Source organism: Filifactor alocis ATCC 35896 (assembly GCF_000163895.2).
Taxonomy (GTDB): domain Bacteria; phylum Bacillota; class Clostridia; order Peptostreptococcales; family Filifactoraceae; genus Filifactor; species Filifactor alocis.
In genome coordinates this window covers 1,056,407-1,071,246 of the sequence record NC_016630.1, presented here as the reverse complement: position 1 = coordinate 1,071,246, position 14,840 = coordinate 1,056,407, and the positions used below count along the sequence as shown (strand labels likewise).

The following is a 14,840-nucleotide window of genomic DNA, read 5'->3' as shown; positions in this document are numbered from 1 at the left end:
AAGGGGGTTATGAAGATGAACACTTTGAAAAATACAAAAATCGGACAAACTGTCACAGTGGTAAAGTTGCACGGAGAAGGTGCGGTGAAACGCAGAATCATGGATATGGGACTAACTCGCGGGACGGAAGTTACAGTTCAAAAAGTTGCACCATTAGGTGATCCGATTGAATTGACTGTTAGGGGATATCAGTTATCTATTCGGAAAGCTGATGCGGAAATGGTAGAAGTGGAATAATCAGGGAGGCTGACAAAACACTCTGTTGTGAAAATAACAGCTATGGTGTTCAGCCGAAGTTTTTGGTTTTATAAGGGGATTTTTATTTTTTATACCGGTTAGCTATGCTAACTGAGGAAAGCGGGGATTAATAAATTATGAGTATTACTATTGCACTTGCAGGGAATCCGAACAGTGGGAAGACAACGCTGTTTAATGCTCTGACAGGCTCAAATCAATTTGTAGGTAACTGGCCGGGAGTTACCGTAGAAAAAAAAGAAGGAAAGTTAAAAAAATACGATGATGTAAAAATTATGGACTTGCCCGGAATCTATTCTCTTTCTCCATATACATTGGAAGAAGTGGTAGCGCGTAATTATTTAATCCAAGAGAGACCGGATGCCATCTTGAATATCGTAGACGGAACAAACTTGGAAAGAAACTTATATTTAACGACTCAGTTGGTGGAATTGGGTATTCCGGTAGTGGTGGCAATCAATATGATAGACATTGTTCACAAAAACGGAGATGTAATCAATACGGAAGAATTGTCTCGTCAACTTGGATGCAAAGTGGTAGAAATTTCTGCATTGAAAGGAACGGGAATTCAAGAGGCTGCCGATGTTGTAATTTCTGCAGCAAAAAAAGAGAAAACAGTACCGATGCATACTTTTACCGGTTGCGTAGAGCATGCACTTGCTCATATTGAAGAAGCAGCTATCCATGATATTCCGGAAGAGCAACAACGCTGGTATGCCATTAAAATTTTTGAAAGAGATGAAAAGGTATTAGCTCATTTGAATTTAGACAGTTCTGTGAAGGCTCATATTGAAACAGATATTAAAGCTGCGGAACAAGAGTTGGATGATGATGCGGAATCCATTATTACAAGCGAACGATACCTTTATATTGCGACGATTATCAAAGCTTGTTACAAGAAAAAGAATGAAAATCGTGTCAGCACCTCAGACAAAATCGACCGTGTTGTGACAAACCGTTGGTTGGGACTTCCTATTTTTGCAGCAGTTATGTTTATGGTGTACTATATTGCGATGGTTACTGTGGGTCTATCTGCAACCGATTGGACAAACGATAACTTATTTGATGCCGGATTCCATTTGACCGGTGGAAGCGAGTATGAAGAAGCATCTGAAGAGTTCGCAACTGCACAATTGATTATAGACGGATATGTTGCATATATAGAAGAAAACGGAGAAGCTCCCAAAGGAAATTTTGAATATGAAGTAGAAGATGAAGAGACCTTAGAAGTAAGCAAGGAAACCGCTACTTTGGAAGATTATGAAAAAGCAGTAAAAATATGGGAACAATATGGAGCAGAAGCACCCGACCCTGCAGAGTATGGTATTTTTGTCCCAAGTATTCCTGATTTTACGGAAGGAATTTTGGATTCTCTTAATTGCGCGGAATGGTTGAAAGGATTGATTCTTGACGGTATTATTGCAGGAGTTGGAGCGGTTCTTGGATTCGTACCTCAAATGTTGGTATTGTTCTTCCTGCTTGCAATCTTGGAAGGTTGCGGATATATGGCTCGTATTGCATTCGTATTGGATAGAATTTTCCGTAAATTCGGATTGTCCGGAAAATCATTTATTCCAATGTTGGTTGGGGTAGGTTGTGGAGTTCCCGGAATTATGGCGAGTCGTACGATTGAAAATGAACGCGATCGCCGTATGACTATCATAACGACGACATTCATTCCTTGCAGTGCAAAAGTTCCGTTTATTGCAATGATTGCAGGAGCAATTTTCGGTGGAAATGCTTGGGTTGCAACTTCTGCATATTTTATCGGAATGGCGGCAATTGTTATTTCCGGCATTATCTTAAAGAAAACAACAATGTTTGCGGGAGAACCTGCACCTTTTGTAATGGAAATGCCACCTTACCATATACCTACTTTAGGCACTGTGCTTCGTTCAACATGGGAACGTGGATGGTCATTCATCAGAAAAGCCGGAACAATTATCTTACTGTCTACCATCTTTGTATGGTTTACGAGTTTCTTCGGATTTACAGAAGACGGATTCCGAATGTTGAGTGAGGAAGAGTTGAATTTATCCATTCTTGCAAAAATCGGAAACTTGGTTGCTTGGATTTTCATTCCTTTGGGATGGGGAAATTGGCAGGCTGCCGTAGCGTCTATCACAGGACTTGTAGCGAAAGAAAATATTGTAGGAACAATGGGTATTTTGTATGGAACCGGAGGAAATGTTTGGGATACGCTTGGCAGTGTATTTAATGGTGTGACCGGATACTCCTTCTTAGTGTTCAACTTATTATGTGCACCTTGTTTTGCGGCAATCGGTGCAATCAAACGAGAAATGAACAACACAAAATGGACATGGTTTGCGATTGGATACCAATGCGGATTTGCGTATGTGGTAGCAATGATGATTCATCAATTCGGTTCGGCATATATGGGTGAAACACATATCATCGGATTAATTGCATCTGTTATCTGTTTGGCTACAATGATTTATATGTTGTTTAGACCTTACAAAGAAGCAACACATCATACTGAAAAATAGGATTGAATGATAGGAGGTAACAACAATGACATGGCTTGCGGAAAATAAAGGGACCATTTTGGTGGGAGCGGTTTTGCTTGTGATTGTGATTAGTATTATCAGAAATATGTATCGCAAGAAAAAACAAGGAAAAGGTTGCTCTTGTGCAGACGGCTGTGGAAGTTGCGGAGGATCTTGCCACTAAATAAAAAAACAGGAGTCGTAGGAACTGTGGTTCTTACGACTCTTTTTCTGTTGTTATAGCAATCACTCATACAAATCTATTTTTTCATGATATGAATAGGGTATTCTATTTTTATCATCATACATGATATCTATATTCTGAAATAGTGTCTATCTTAAAACTCAATAGAATTATTTCATAGAAAATGAAGTATTTCAGACATTTGAAAAAGTTATGAGTAGACCCTGTGAAAGTGTCAATCAACTGATTAATGAAACAATGAAAAGTATCACTTATAGAGATTGGATGGGTTCAATCACTTCATCGGGTATTAGTATTATAATTGTAAAAAATGATGTATTATTTTTATAGAGTATAGTATGTTTGGAAGGAGAGCGTTGTGATGAAAACAGTACATGTTGTATCAGCAGTGATTCGAAGAGAAAATGAAGTTTTTGCAACACAGAAGGGCTATGGAGAATGGAAAGGTTGGTGGGAATTTCCCGGAGGAAAGGTTGAAGATGGAGAAAGTGCAAAAGAAGCACTGTTTCGTGAAATACGGGAAGAGTTGGAAACTTCCGTTGAAGTAGGAGACTTAATTGAAGTGGTAGAGTACGATTATCCGAAGTTTCATCTGTATATGGAATGTTTTTGGGCAACGGTGACAGAGGGAAACTTAGTGTTAAAAGAAGCGCAGGATTCAAGATGGCTGACAGCTGAACAGATTTATGATGTAAAGTGGTTGCCGGGAGATTTGGGATTGATTGAGACCATCAGAAAAGAACTGATGAAATCAGAACGGGAAAAATGAAAATAAATACATCATAAGATGAGGAAACCGTCAAAAGTACATTAAAATATTCAAAATCAATGAATATTCACATCAAACCCTTTGATTGAAATATGACGCTGTATTTATACTAAAATCTGATTGAAATGTCAGAAATTTAAAAATGTTTTTCAACCGCTTTCTTTTCAAAGTTAGGGAGACATTGTGTAGTTGATTGGAAAAATAAGAATTTAAGTGATGAATCTCAATTTGAAACGGTGATGATATTATAGGTCATTCGAACAGGTAATAGTGTTAATTCCGATTTTCACAATTTATAATGACGGAATCAAGGGCGAAAAAATATTGCAATAGAATGTCACAATATGTAAAAATTACAAATTTGGAACATATGTAGACAATATATTTTTGAGAAATATAATAAAATGCAATAAATATTTAGTAATAATTGACAATTGTATTTCATTATGATACCGTGAATTTAGGGATAATGCACAGCATTGGCATTTGGTGTTTTTATCATTTTGCGAAAAATGTCATCAAAGAAGATAAGTTAATAGTTGTATGCAAAATATAGTGAACGAAGTATTACGGTTTTGAATGTTTGAAAAAATTGAACGAGATATTTGCATAATAACAAACATAACAGAAATTTTGAAACTTTTTACATAACCAAGTAAGTTGTTAGGCATATATTTTTCATCAATCAATATCGAGCGTATATCAAATCATTGTATTTTGTATAGGGAATCGGTATTTTTTTGTTGGATTTTTCGGGTGTCAAAGAGAATGGCTGATTTCGGGTTTTGACAACAGGACTTATGCAGATCGACCAATCGGCAGAGCTGAAATCGCGGTTACTCTGTATCGATTACTTTATCAATAACGCTCTTTTGAGTAGAAAGCAGGTGCAGATATGAAACGACAGAGGGTGATATTACTTGGAATTGCAATATGTATTGCACTGAGTTGTATAGGAGGTATTCGGTTATCAGAAGGAAAAAAGACAGAGATTTCGATTGAACAACTTGCCTATGATATCAAAAAAATTTGGGAAAACATTGTGTATGTCAAAGATAATTATGAAACGGGAGCAAATCCGAGATTCTCTCCTTCCAAAAACAGAATTATTCGAATCAATTGTCCGGTAGATGTCCATATCTATGAAGAAGATACCTTGGTCGGGCAGATTATTAATGATGAACCGGTGGAAGTGGATGACTATATGTTCTTTCACGGTTTTAACAGTGACGGAGAAAAATTTGCTTATATCTGTGCGGAGATTGATTGCACTGTGAAGATTATTGCAACCGGAGACGGAACGGTAAGTTATACTGTACAGGAAGAATCCTTAGAGGACGGAATTGCACGAATTGTGAATTACTTCGATATTCCGATTCAAAAAGGAACTGTGTTGACTGCGACTCTTCCCGCTTATACGGAAGAAGACCTGGAAGACAGAGAAGGAAAACCGACTGCAACCAAGTACACACTTTGGAACACAACCGAGAATAAAGAGATTTTCGCAACGAACGATTTGTCGGGAGAAGCGGCGAAGCAATATAAGTGTTATATCGATGTTCAAACAGAACAGGAACGGCAAGGATTGGCTTGGGGACGAGGAGAGCGAGTGCTTGGAGGATATGCGTTGGTAAGTGCCTTTCCGTTCGAAGGATATCAGTTTGATGGTTGGTACGAAGATGGAAAGAAAGTATCCGAAGACTTGGAGTATCGTGTCAAAGCCGATAAAAACCGTACCTTGATTGCTAAATTCCAAAAGGATGATACCTATCAGAAACCGGATACTTCGAGCGAATCAAAGGATAAACAAGATAAGGTACAACAAACTTCGGAATTACAGACTGATTCGAAAAATATTGAACAAATGCAGGCTCCGTTCACTGATATCCAAGACCATTGGGCAAAAGACAGTATTCAGTATTTGTGGGAAAAGGATATTGTAAGAGGATATGCCGATAACACATTCTGCCCGGATTCTTTTGTAACAAGAGCGGAAGTTGTCCAACTGTTGGTTCAAGCAAAAAATTTGGATAAAGCGACTTACCGTGGAATCTTTTCAGATGTCAAAGCGAATGAGTGGTTTGCGGATGCTGTGCAAACAGCGGTGAATCATCATCTTGTGGAAGGATACCCTGATAAAACTTTCCGACCAAACCGAAATATGACCAGAGCGGAATGGATAACTGTATTACAGAGTCTGCAAAGCAATATTGAATTAACTGATGCACAAACGGAAGAAATATTATCCCGATTTAAAGACAAAGACAGTATTCCGTACTGGGCAAAAAAAGCAGTTGCAGGCACTGTTCAATCAGGATTGATTTCGGGTTTTGACAATAGGATTTATGCAGACCGACCAATCAGCAGAGCCGAAATTGCGGTGACTCTGTATCGATTGCTTTATCAACAACGCTCTTTTGAGTAGAAAGCAGGTGCAGAGATGAAACGACAGAGGATATTGTTACTTGGCATTGCAATATGTGTTCTATTCAGCTATATAGGCTATGCTGTATTTTTAGAAGAGAATACAACACCGATTCCAATCGAACGGCTTGCCTACGATACTAAAAGAATCGGAAAACATATTGTATATATTAAAGAAGACGGAGAATATGAACCTTACTTTGTATTAACAAAAAACTACTACGGAAAGACGCTGTTGATGAGGTATTATCTCTTAGACCAACCCCGAGCATTTAATATCTATGAGGGAAACGGATTTCATAACGCCTATTATCCGAACAGCTTAATGGATTGCTTTTTGTCCAACGACTTTTTTCATACACTAAGTCCCAAAATGCAGGAGCTTATCTTAGAGATGGATATCGATATTACCACAGAAGAGAGTATTGCAGCAGGACCGGTATTGGAGACGGAGAAGCTGAGACGAAAAATCTTTTTATTGTCATCCTATGAAGTGGACGGTCCGGAATCTACTTTGGAAACACAAGAAGGGATTAAGCTGAAATATTTTGCGGATGCACCGGACGGAAAGATTCGAATTGCCTGCTACAAGAATGGAGAAACAATGAATTACTGGCTTAGGACAGCATTTACCTGGGATGATTATGAAGTTAGCTGTGTAAATGATGATAGAGGTATCGTGGGAGCAGCAGAGGTGCATGGAGAATTAGCCGTTCGCCCAATCTTCTGCATTGAAGGAGATACCCCTGTTTACAAGAAGAAGATAAGTGATATGAAGACAGGATATGTGATAGAGTAAAGCAGTTGCAGGCACTGTTCAATCAGGATTGATTTCGGGTTTTGACAATAGGATTTATGCAGACCGACCAATCAGCAGAGCCGAAATTGCGGGTACTCTGTATCGATTGCTTTATCAACAACCTTCTTTTGAGTAGAAAGCAGGTGCAGAGATGAAACGACAGAGGATATTGTTACTTGGAATTGTAATATGTATTGCACTGAGTTGTATAGGATGTATTCGGTTCTCAGGAGGAAAAAAGACAGAGATTCCCATAAAAAAACTTGCCTATGATACCAAAAAAAAGGGAGAACATATTGTATATATCAAAGAGAACAGCGGATATGAACCCTACTTTGTGCTGACAAAAAACTATTATGGAAAGACACTGTTAATGAGGTATTATCTCTTAGACCAACCTCGAGCATTTAATATCTATGAACAAAATGGAGCTTGTAATGCGTATTATCCGAACAGCTTAATGGATTGCTTTTTGTCCAATGATTTTTTTCATACACTAAGTCCGAAAATGCAGGAGCTTATCTTAGAGATGGATATCGATATTACAACAGAAGAGAGTATAGATGCAGGACCGATATTGGAGACAGAGAAGCTGAGACGAAAAATCTTTTTGTTATCCTCCTATGAAGTGGACGGTCCGGAATCCACTTTGACAGCAAACGAAGGGATTAAGCTGAAATACTTTGCGGATGCACCGGATGGAAAGATTCGAATTGCCTGCTACAAGAATGGAGAAACGATGAATTACTGGCTCAGAACTGCATATACTTGGTATGATTATGAGGTTACCAGTGTAGCCGATGATAGAGGTATTGTAGGAGAAGCACAGGTACATGCGGAATTAGCCGTTCGCCCAATCTTCTGCATTGAAGGAGATACCCCTGTTTACAAGAAGAAGATAAGTGATATGAAGACAGGATATGTGATAGAGTAAAGCAGGTGAAGTGTTGTCAAAGCGAATGATTGGTTTGCGGATGCTGTACAAACAGCGGTGAATCATCATCTTGTGGAAGGATACCCCGATAAAACTTTCCGAGCAAACCGAAATATGACCAGAGCGGAATGGATAACTGTATTACAGAGTCTGCAAAACAATGTCGAGTTAACCTCTGATGAAGAGGAAGAACTATTGTCACGATTCAAAGACAAAGACAGTATTCCGTATTGGGCAAGAAAAGCAGTTGCAGGCACTGTTCAATCAGGATTGATTTCGGGTTTTGACAATAGGATTTATGCAGACCGACCAATCAGCAGAGCCGAAATTGCGGGTACTCTGTATCGATTGCTTTATCAATAATGTTTTTAAATATCATATTTCAGTAGAAAGCAGGTGAAGAGATGAAACGACAGAGGATACAGAGGATATTGTTACTTGGAATCGCAATATGTATTGCACTGAGTTGTATAGGGTGTATTCGGTTCTCAAGAGGAAAAAAGACAGAGATTCCCATAAAAAAACTTGCCTATGATACCAAAAAGAAGGGAGAACATATTGTATACATCAAAGAAGGTGGAGAATATGAACCCTACTTTGTGCTGACAAAAAAATACTACGGAAAGACATTGTTGATGCGATACTATGTCTTGGATCAGCCTCGAGCATTTAATATCTATGAGGGAAACGGATTTCATAACGCCTATTATCCGAACAGCTTAATGGATTGCTTTTTGTCCAACGATTTTTTCCATACATTAAGTCCCAAAATGCAGGAGCTTATCTTAGAGATGGATATCGATATTACCACAGAAGAGAGTATTGCGGCAGGTCCGATATTGGAGACGGAGAAACTGAGAAGAAAAATCTTTTTATTGTCCGCTTATGAAGTGGATGCACCTGAATTAGAGTTGGTAGCACATGAAGGGATTAAGCTGAAATACTTTGCGGATGCACCGGACGGAGATATTAGAATTGGTCATAAGAAAAATGGAGAAACTACAAATTATTGGCTTCGAAGTGCACATACTTGGGATGATTATACGGTAACCAGTGTATCAGGAATTGAAGGTATTGTAGGTAGTGTAGAAGTTAATGGAGAATTAGCCGTTCGCCCAATCTTCTGTATTGAAGGAGATACCCCTGTTTACAAGAAGAAGATAAGTGATATGAAGACAGGATATGTGATAGAGTAAAAAGAGAATCACTCAATTTTTACAAATACTTGATATCCTTTCTATTTTGTTTGATAAGAGTGCAATTTGTCTATGATTGCACTCCTTTTCGGACAAACAGATCAAATATACAAGGATTTTAAAACAATCTACTACTCTTTTGGACAAAGTAAGAAGAAGAAAGATAATGGAAAGCCACCTATTTTGTTTGGTGGCTTTCAAGATTTACATATTCGATTTGTTTATGCTTGTTTCACCATACTATCTCTTGCTTTCAGTAAGTATTACGCATTTTTCAGAAGTGTTTTGGACTACATATTTACATAGCCCTTATTTTTTCAGATACTTATCAGAATGCTTTTTTTGGAAGAAAGAGATAATTTTTACTGATTTGATGATATTTGATGAAGGTTAATCGACAGATATCATTGAGTTTTGATGCTTTAGCAAATTCTAATGTATACGGTTTTTTCACATTGAGGACAAATCGGCAACACCTCATCGGCTGAAGTCAATTCCACAATTTCCCCGCATTGAATACATTTGTATTTTCCAATCCCCGGTTTTTCTCCTGCATATACCATAAAAAATCCCCCTTTTTTCATCAGATATATTTTTTGGGTGAGCAACAAAGCTACAAAAAGATGAATCAGATACCATCCTTTTGTGTTGGTAAAGAAAGTATCTTTTTCACAACTTGTTATTATTCTTTTACCCAATGAAGTGTAAAAAATTGACAGTTGTTATAATAATATTTCCAAAAAGACTTGGTTGCTGATTTCGATTCCCTCTTGTGTCAACTGTAATATGTTATTTTCGGTAGGATAAATCAGACCTCTGTTTTGTAGTGAAGAGAGTGTTTTTTTGAACTGCTCTCCCGTAAATGACGGAAATTGTTGTTTTAACCATGGAATGGAGAGTCCCTTGTTCATTCTAAGTCCGAGGAAGATTGTCTCTTCAAATGCTTCTTCCAAATCAATCTGCTCTATGGAAGAAACAGCCTTTGGAGTATAAAAGGTATGCTCTGAGTATTCTTGCAATGACATAGGATTGGTGAATCTCTTTTTATCCACAAAAGAAGAGGCGGAAACTCCGAAGCCGATATATTCTCCCCGCTCCCAGTATACAATATTGTGTTTGCATTCGTGGTTTTGTTTGGAGAAATTGGAGATTTCATATTGTTCATATCCGTTTATCTCCAAAAAATGTATGGTATTTCGGTACATTTCAATATATTCTTCTTCGGACGGAATTTCACAGTAGTGATGATCTACCTGTTTTTTCAGCTGTGTTCCTTCTTCTAAGATAAGACTGTATGCCGAAATATGGTTCGGCTTGAGAGATACGACTTTTTGCAGAGTTCTGATATGATCTTGGATAGTTTGATTTGGGAGTGCAAACATTAAGTCGATATTGATATTGTCAAATCCGGATTGTTGAATTTGTTCATAAGCATGCAAAAACTGTTCATAGCTATGGCAACGACCGAGCAGTTGCAACTCTTTTTGATTGGTGCTTTGCAAACCGATGCTGAGTCGATTGACAGCATTTTGTTTCATGCAGTGAATTTTGTCGGCTGTAACAGATTCAGGATTACATTCCATCGAAAATTCTGTTTCAGATGGAATTGGGAGAGAATGTAGGGTGTTGAAGAGTGTTTGCATATTCGAAACAGACAAGATGCTCGGCGTACCTCCGCCGATGAAAATTGTTTTGACAGTTCTGTCTGAAAGATACTCTTTCCATCCAAGAATTTCTTTGCACAACAAAGAAATGTAGTGCGTTTGAACATCTTCTGACTGTGCAGAAGAAACAAAGTCGCAATAGCTACACTTTTGTTTACAGAAAGGGATATGGATGTAGAGAGAAATATCTTTTTTCATAAGTAAAATTCCTTTTATCGATGTTGAGCTGTCGGTCTCAAAATCATTTTTATATTCTTAGTAATATGATTATCTGTATTTGCCTCTGTCATAATGTTATGTTGCTGTTTATAGTTTTAAAAAACCACATTCCTGTATGCTGCTTGTTTTCATGAGAACCAAGTTAAAGAGAGCTGTTTCAAATTCAATTTTGTGGAAATTCGATTAATTTGGTATGATTATTACATAATAAAATTTCTCATCAAAAATTCAAAAAAATAAAATGAATGAAGTTTTTCGGTATGTACTGTAATAAATATACGATTAGTTTATATAAATTACAGATTATATAAAGATAGCGTTTTTTTTGAAAAAAATCAAGTGAAATCAAAAAATACCGATACAGTAATAGAATTGTAATAAAATTAGAAAGAATCGCATACAAAATTTATATAATTCTATAGAATAATGAGATAAAAGAGATCTTTAGTGGTATCTATGAAGGTAAATATATTAAAATTGCAGGAGGTAGTTTATGTTTGCAAGAGAATTTATGAAAAATCAGGTGCAGGAGTTGACTGAGAAAAAAGGTCTTTTGATTGATGTTCGAACCAAAGAGGAATATGAGGAGGGTCATCTTCCCGGAGCGCTTAATATTCCGATGGAAGAGGTAGAAGACCGATTCGAAGAAGAGTGTCCGGATAAAGAACAGCATTACGGATTGTATTGTCACAGTGGCGGAAGAAGTGAAGTAGTGGCATCTTTTTTGAATTCTATCGGTTATGTCAATGCCAAAAATATCGGTGGAGTCATCAGTTGGAGTGGGGTTTTAGAAAAAAATAAATAAAATTTGGAAAAAAATAAAATAATTGTTATTGTTTCCCTTACTTTCAGTTGATTTTATAGTATAATGGAGAAGGGAAATTTCATAGTAAAGGAGGTTGGTTGTGTACATGAATAGTATTGTTCTTTTAAAATTTATGGAATCCGCCAATTATATCGGTTTTTTTGGTGATACGGTAAATATATTACTTATCTCGTTGGGGCTATTGCTGATCTGCATTGAATTGTTTATCCCCGGCGGAATTGCGGGAGCGATAGGTTGTTGTATCGTCTTCCTTACAATTCTATTTAGAACAAACAGTCTGTCGGATTTTTTTATCGTTCTTTTTATGGTAACGCTCATTGCGATTGGAATCTGTTGTTTGATATGGCGTATTATCCCAAAGGAAATTCGCAACAGAACGCTGTATTTACAGACGGATTTATCCAAAAAAGAAGGATATTCTCCTGCTCCGGAAAGAGGCGGCTACCTTAATCAAGAGGGAGTCACAAAGAGCATATTGAGACCATCCGGAAAAATTCAAATCGGAAGTGAAATACTGGATGCACAAGCGGAACAAGCTTTTATTGAAGCGGGAAAACCTGTCATTGTGATAGGAGTGGAAGGAAGTCAACTTATTGTAAGAGAGTTATTGTAGAAGGAGGAAGTAGCGTGGGATTTGAGAAGTTTATTGTTTTAATTATTCTTTTGATTTTAGTAGGATTTATTTTAATTTTTATTCCGGTGGGATTATGGATTACAGCGAGATTCTCAGGTGTTCGTGTATCTATGATGACCTTGTTCGGAATGAAGATTCGTCGTGTAAGACCTGTGCGTATTGTGAATCCGATGATTCAAGCAACAAAAGCGGGATTGAGACTTTCTACGGACAAATTGGAAGCACACTATTTAGCAGGTGGGGATGTAACCTCTGTTGTTAATGCGTTGATTGCGGCACAGAGAGCAAATATCAATCTTGAGTTTGAACAAGCGGTAGCAATTGACTTGGCGGGTAGAGATGTTTTGGAAGCGGTACAAGTTTCCGTTAATCCGAAAGTAATTGAAACACCTGTAATTTCAGCTGTTGCGAAAGACGGTATCGAAGTAAAAGTAAAAGCGAGAGTAACTGTAAGAGCAAACATTGAACGTTTGGTTGGAGGTGCCGGAGAAGAAACCATCATTGCCAGAGTCGGTGAAGGTGTTGTTACAACAGTTGGTAGTTCTACTTCTCACAAGGAAGTTTTGGAAAATCCTGATAAAATTTCAAGAACCGTATTGGAAAAAGGATTGGATTCCGGAACAGCATTTGAAATTTTGTCCATTGATATCGCAGATATAGATATCGGAAGAAATATCGGTGCGGAATTGCAAGCCGATCAAGCCGAAGCAGATAAGAAAATTGCTCAAGCGAAGGCGGAAGAAAGAAGAGCAATGGCGATTGCAAAAGAACAAGAAATGAAAGCGGAAGTTGTTCAAATGAAATCTAAGGTAGTGGAAGCAGAATCCAGAGTACCTTTGGCGATTGCAAAAGCATTTGAAGAAGGAAAATTGGGTGTAATGGACTACTATAATATGAAAAATGTAATGGCAGATACCCAAATGAGAGAAACAATTGCAGGTGGAGAAGGAAAACAACAGCCATAGGAATGAAGGCAGAGCAGAGAAAAAGGCGGGTGACATAGATTGAAAAGTATTATTGCGATTATCATTATTGTCAATATCTTTAAGATGTTGAAAAAGCGTTGGAATGAAAATAAAAAGATTGATATTAACAGTGATTTTATATCCAATTTGTCACAACAGTTGCCTAACTCATCCGGAGATTTTTATCAGCAAGCGGAGAGGTTGTATCAGTTAAGTAAAGATAACAGAGAGCAATTTTTGTCGATTGTGGGAAAAAGTGAGAACAGAGAACAGCCTTTGTCAGTGATGGATGATAGAGAAGAGTATCGAAAATCTTATGACTTTGTACGTGCGAAAGATGCTCCTACAAAAACGAAGAGCAAAAAAAATGCTTCCCTAAAAGGAAACAAAAAGAAAGATCCTTTATTCCAAGAAAAAAAGAAAAAACAAGTCGGTCAGGAATCTGTTGACCAAAGAAGGAAAGATTCTTTAGGAACACAAAAAAACGGAATAGGGGTTTCATCTATTAAAAAAGATTCTTCCGAGCCTGTTGTTCGTTTGGAAAAATCGGATTTAAAAAGAGCAATTGTTTGGAAAGAAATTTTGGATAAACCTGTTAGTTTGAGACATTAAAAAATCGTGAGGGTATTTTTTGCTCTCACGATTTCCTATACAAAGAATATTGAATATTTTGAGATAAGGAGGAAGAAGTATGTTGAAAGTAACATATCTGTTTCACAGCGGTTACTGGGTGGAAACAGATCACTATCATTTGATTTTTGATTATATTACAGATCATTGTCAGAAAAAACAGGAATTGCAATGTGGAAGATTACCTCAAGAGATGATTCATAACGGAAAGAAAGTGATTGCTTTTGTAAGCCATGCACACTGTGATCACTTTGACGGTTCTGTTCTTCAACTGGGAGAAGGAATACAATATGTGATTTCGGATGATGTGACGATTCCTCCGCAAGACAACATTGTTTTTTGCAGACCGTATGAGCATATTGTTATTGAAGGGTTAGAGGTCGATGTGTTTTCTTCTACCGACCAAGGGGTCAGTTTCTACCTCACAGCAGACGGATGCCGTATCTACCATGCAGGTGATTTCAATTGGTGGCATTGGGAAGGAGATACAGAGGAAGGAAAAGAATTTGCGAGAAATGGATTTTTTGATGAATTGGAGAAATTGAGAGGAAAACCTGTGGATATTGCAATGTTTCCGGTAGATCCGAGATTAGAACATGCATATTGCTACGGAGGGAAGGAATATATCCAAGCCATTGAACCGAAGATGTTTTTTCCGATGCATTTTCAAAGTTCGTATCCAACTACCTCCCAATTCAAAAAATATATGGGAGAGTGCGCTAAGACAACGATTATGACAATTCAACATAGAGGTCAAACATTTTCTGTTGAAGGAGACTAAATAAAGTTGATTATTTATGAAACAAAAAGATA

Annotated in this window: 16 protein-coding genes and 2 pseudogenes; 16 read left to right on the top strand and 2 right to left on the bottom strand. The window is 37.5% G+C overall.

The window, feature by feature from the left end; genetic code table 11:
• Window positions 1-15: 15 nt before the first annotated feature.
• The 11 genes and pseudogenes from HMPREF0389_RS04735 (at window position 16) to HMPREF0389_RS04700 (ending at window position 9,089) form a co-directional block, all read left to right on the top strand.
• Window positions 16-237 (top strand): FeoA family protein, encoded by a 222-nt coding sequence (locus tag HMPREF0389_RS04735; protein WP_014262553.1) that lies wholly within the window; start codon window positions 16-18, stop codon window positions 235-237.
• A 137-nt stretch (window positions 238-374) separates the two neighbouring features.
• Entirely contained in the window at window positions 375-2,762 is a 2,388-nt protein-coding gene (gene feoB, locus HMPREF0389_RS04730; RefSeq protein WP_014262552.1) for a ferrous iron transport protein B, read from the top strand.
• A gap of 25 nt (window positions 2,763-2,787) precedes the next feature.
• Complete coding sequence (locus HMPREF0389_RS08895) at window positions 2,788-2,946, top strand: FeoB-associated Cys-rich membrane protein (protein WP_014262551.1); 159 nt, start codon at window positions 2,788-2,790, stop codon at window positions 2,944-2,946.
• Window positions 2,947-3,328: 382 nt separating this feature from the next.
• Complete coding sequence (locus tag HMPREF0389_RS04725; RefSeq protein ID WP_014262550.1) at window positions 3,329-3,736, top strand: (deoxy)nucleoside triphosphate pyrophosphohydrolase; 408 nt, start codon at window positions 3,329-3,331, stop codon at window positions 3,734-3,736.
• Window positions 3,737-4,631: 895 nt separating this feature from the next.
• Complete coding sequence (locus HMPREF0389_RS04720) at window positions 4,632-6,161, top strand: S-layer homology domain-containing protein (RefSeq protein ID WP_014262549.1); 1,530 nt, start codon at window positions 4,632-4,634, stop codon at window positions 6,159-6,161.
• 15 nt (window positions 6,162-6,176) lie between these two features.
• The gene (locus HMPREF0389_RS04715; RefSeq protein WP_014262548.1) at window positions 6,177-6,959 is read left to right on the top strand and encodes a DUF6273 domain-containing protein; all 783 of its coding nucleotides are present in this window, start codon (window positions 6,177-6,179) and stop codon (window positions 6,957-6,959) included.
• Between the two features lie 10 nt (window positions 6,960-6,969).
• Window positions 6,970-7,095, top strand: a pseudogene (locus tag HMPREF0389_RS09370) (hypothetical protein); the annotation flags it as partial.
• Window positions 7,096-7,110: 15 nt separating this feature from the next.
• Complete coding sequence (locus HMPREF0389_RS04710; protein ID WP_014262547.1) at window positions 7,111-7,893, top strand: DUF6273 domain-containing protein; 783 nt, start codon at window positions 7,111-7,113, stop codon at window positions 7,891-7,893.
• Between the two features lie 30 nt (window positions 7,894-7,923).
• Window positions 7,924-8,010, top strand: a pseudogene (locus HMPREF0389_RS09230) (S-layer homology domain-containing protein); the annotation flags it as partial.
• Window positions 8,008-8,256 (top strand): S-layer homology domain-containing protein, encoded by a 249-nt coding sequence (locus HMPREF0389_RS04705; RefSeq protein ID WP_041250809.1) that lies wholly within the window; start codon window positions 8,008-8,010, stop codon window positions 8,254-8,256. The pseudogene HMPREF0389_RS09230 and the gene HMPREF0389_RS04705, both read left to right, overlap by 3 nt.
• A gap of 41 nt (window positions 8,257-8,297) precedes the next feature.
• Window positions 8,298-9,089 carry a DUF6273 domain-containing protein gene (locus HMPREF0389_RS04700; RefSeq protein WP_014262545.1) on the top strand — a complete coding sequence of 264 codons (792 nt, stop codon included), beginning with the start codon at window positions 8,298-8,300 and terminating at the stop codon, window positions 9,087-9,089.
• Window positions 9,090-9,511: 422 nt separating this feature from the next.
• Here the strand turns inward: HMPREF0389_RS04700 and HMPREF0389_RS04690 are convergent, their stop codons facing one another.
• Both HMPREF0389_RS04690 and hemW read right to left on the bottom strand, forming a co-directional pair.
• Window positions 9,512-9,652, bottom strand: a complete 141-nt coding sequence (locus HMPREF0389_RS04690) for a zinc ribbon-containing protein (protein ID WP_041250806.1) — start codon at window positions 9,650-9,652, stop codon at window positions 9,512-9,514.
• 159 nt (window positions 9,653-9,811) lie between these two features.
• The gene (hemW, locus tag HMPREF0389_RS04685) at window positions 9,812-10,951 is read right to left on the bottom strand and encodes a radical SAM family heme chaperone HemW (RefSeq protein ID WP_014262543.1); all 1,140 of its coding nucleotides are present in this window, start codon (window positions 10,949-10,951) and stop codon (window positions 9,812-9,814) included.
• Window positions 10,952-11,465: 514 nt separating this feature from the next.
• On the opposite strand from hemW, the gene HMPREF0389_RS04680 reads away from it, so the two are divergent.
• From HMPREF0389_RS04680 to HMPREF0389_RS04660, 5 genes are all read left to right on the top strand, one after another.
• Window positions 11,466-11,777, top strand: coding sequence for a rhodanese-like domain-containing protein (locus HMPREF0389_RS04680; protein WP_014262542.1), 312 nt, complete (start codon window positions 11,466-11,468; stop codon window positions 11,775-11,777).
• A 106-nt stretch (window positions 11,778-11,883) separates the two neighbouring features.
• The gene (locus HMPREF0389_RS04675; RefSeq protein ID WP_041250805.1) at window positions 11,884-12,411 is read left to right on the top strand and encodes an NfeD family protein; all 528 of its coding nucleotides are present in this window, start codon (window positions 11,884-11,886) and stop codon (window positions 12,409-12,411) included.
• 14 nt (window positions 12,412-12,425) lie between these two features.
• On the top strand, window positions 12,426-13,397 hold the full coding sequence (floA, locus tag HMPREF0389_RS04670; protein ID WP_014262540.1) for a flotillin-like protein FloA: 972 nt from the start codon (window positions 12,426-12,428) through the stop codon (window positions 13,395-13,397).
• Between the two features lie 39 nt (window positions 13,398-13,436).
• The gene (locus tag HMPREF0389_RS04665) at window positions 13,437-14,009 is read left to right on the top strand and encodes a hypothetical protein (protein ID WP_014262539.1); all 573 of its coding nucleotides are present in this window, start codon (window positions 13,437-13,439) and stop codon (window positions 14,007-14,009) included.
• A 79-nt stretch (window positions 14,010-14,088) separates the two neighbouring features.
• Window positions 14,089-14,808, top strand: coding sequence for an MBL fold metallo-hydrolase (locus HMPREF0389_RS04660; protein ID WP_014262538.1), 720 nt, complete (start codon window positions 14,089-14,091; stop codon window positions 14,806-14,808).
• Window positions 14,809-14,840 lie beyond the last annotated feature (32 nt).

Excerpts from the sequence above, each read along its gene's own strand:
- HMPREF0389_RS04735 (WP_014262553.1), top strand. The coding sequence starts at position 16 with ATGAACACTTTGAAAAATACAAAAATCGGACAAACTGTCACAGTGGTA.
- feoB (WP_014262552.1), top strand. The coding sequence starts at position 375 with ATGAGTATTACTATTGCACTTGCAGGGAATCCGAACAGTGGGAAGACA.
- HMPREF0389_RS08895 (WP_014262551.1), top strand. The coding sequence starts at position 2,788 with ATGACATGGCTTGCGGAAAATAAAGGGACCATTTTGGTGGGAGCGGTT.
- HMPREF0389_RS04725 (WP_014262550.1), top strand. The coding sequence starts at position 3,329 with ATGAAAACAGTACATGTTGTATCAGCAGTGATTCGAAGAGAAAATGAA.
- HMPREF0389_RS04720 (WP_014262549.1), top strand. The coding sequence starts at position 4,632 with ATGAAACGACAGAGGGTGATATTACTTGGAATTGCAATATGTATTGCA.
- HMPREF0389_RS04715 (WP_014262548.1), top strand. The coding sequence starts at position 6,177 with ATGAAACGACAGAGGATATTGTTACTTGGCATTGCAATATGTGTTCTA.
- HMPREF0389_RS04710 (WP_014262547.1), top strand. The coding sequence starts at position 7,111 with ATGAAACGACAGAGGATATTGTTACTTGGAATTGTAATATGTATTGCA.
- HMPREF0389_RS04705 (WP_041250809.1), top strand. The coding sequence starts at position 8,008 with ATGACCAGAGCGGAATGGATAACTGTATTACAGAGTCTGCAAAACAAT.
- HMPREF0389_RS04700 (WP_014262545.1), top strand. The coding sequence starts at position 8,298 with ATGAAACGACAGAGGATACAGAGGATATTGTTACTTGGAATCGCAATA.
- HMPREF0389_RS04690 (WP_041250806.1), bottom strand. The coding sequence starts at position 9,652 with ATGGTATATGCAGGAGAAAAACCGGGGATTGGAAAATACAAATGTATT.
- hemW (WP_014262543.1), bottom strand. The coding sequence starts at position 10,951 with ATGAAAAAAGATATTTCTCTCTACATCCATATCCCTTTCTGTAAACAA.
- HMPREF0389_RS04680 (WP_014262542.1), top strand. The coding sequence starts at position 11,466 with ATGTTTGCAAGAGAATTTATGAAAAATCAGGTGCAGGAGTTGACTGAG.
- HMPREF0389_RS04675 (WP_041250805.1), top strand. The coding sequence starts at position 11,884 with ATGAATAGTATTGTTCTTTTAAAATTTATGGAATCCGCCAATTATATC.
- HMPREF0389_RS04660 (WP_014262538.1), top strand. The coding sequence starts at position 14,089 with ATGTTGAAAGTAACATATCTGTTTCACAGCGGTTACTGGGTGGAAACA.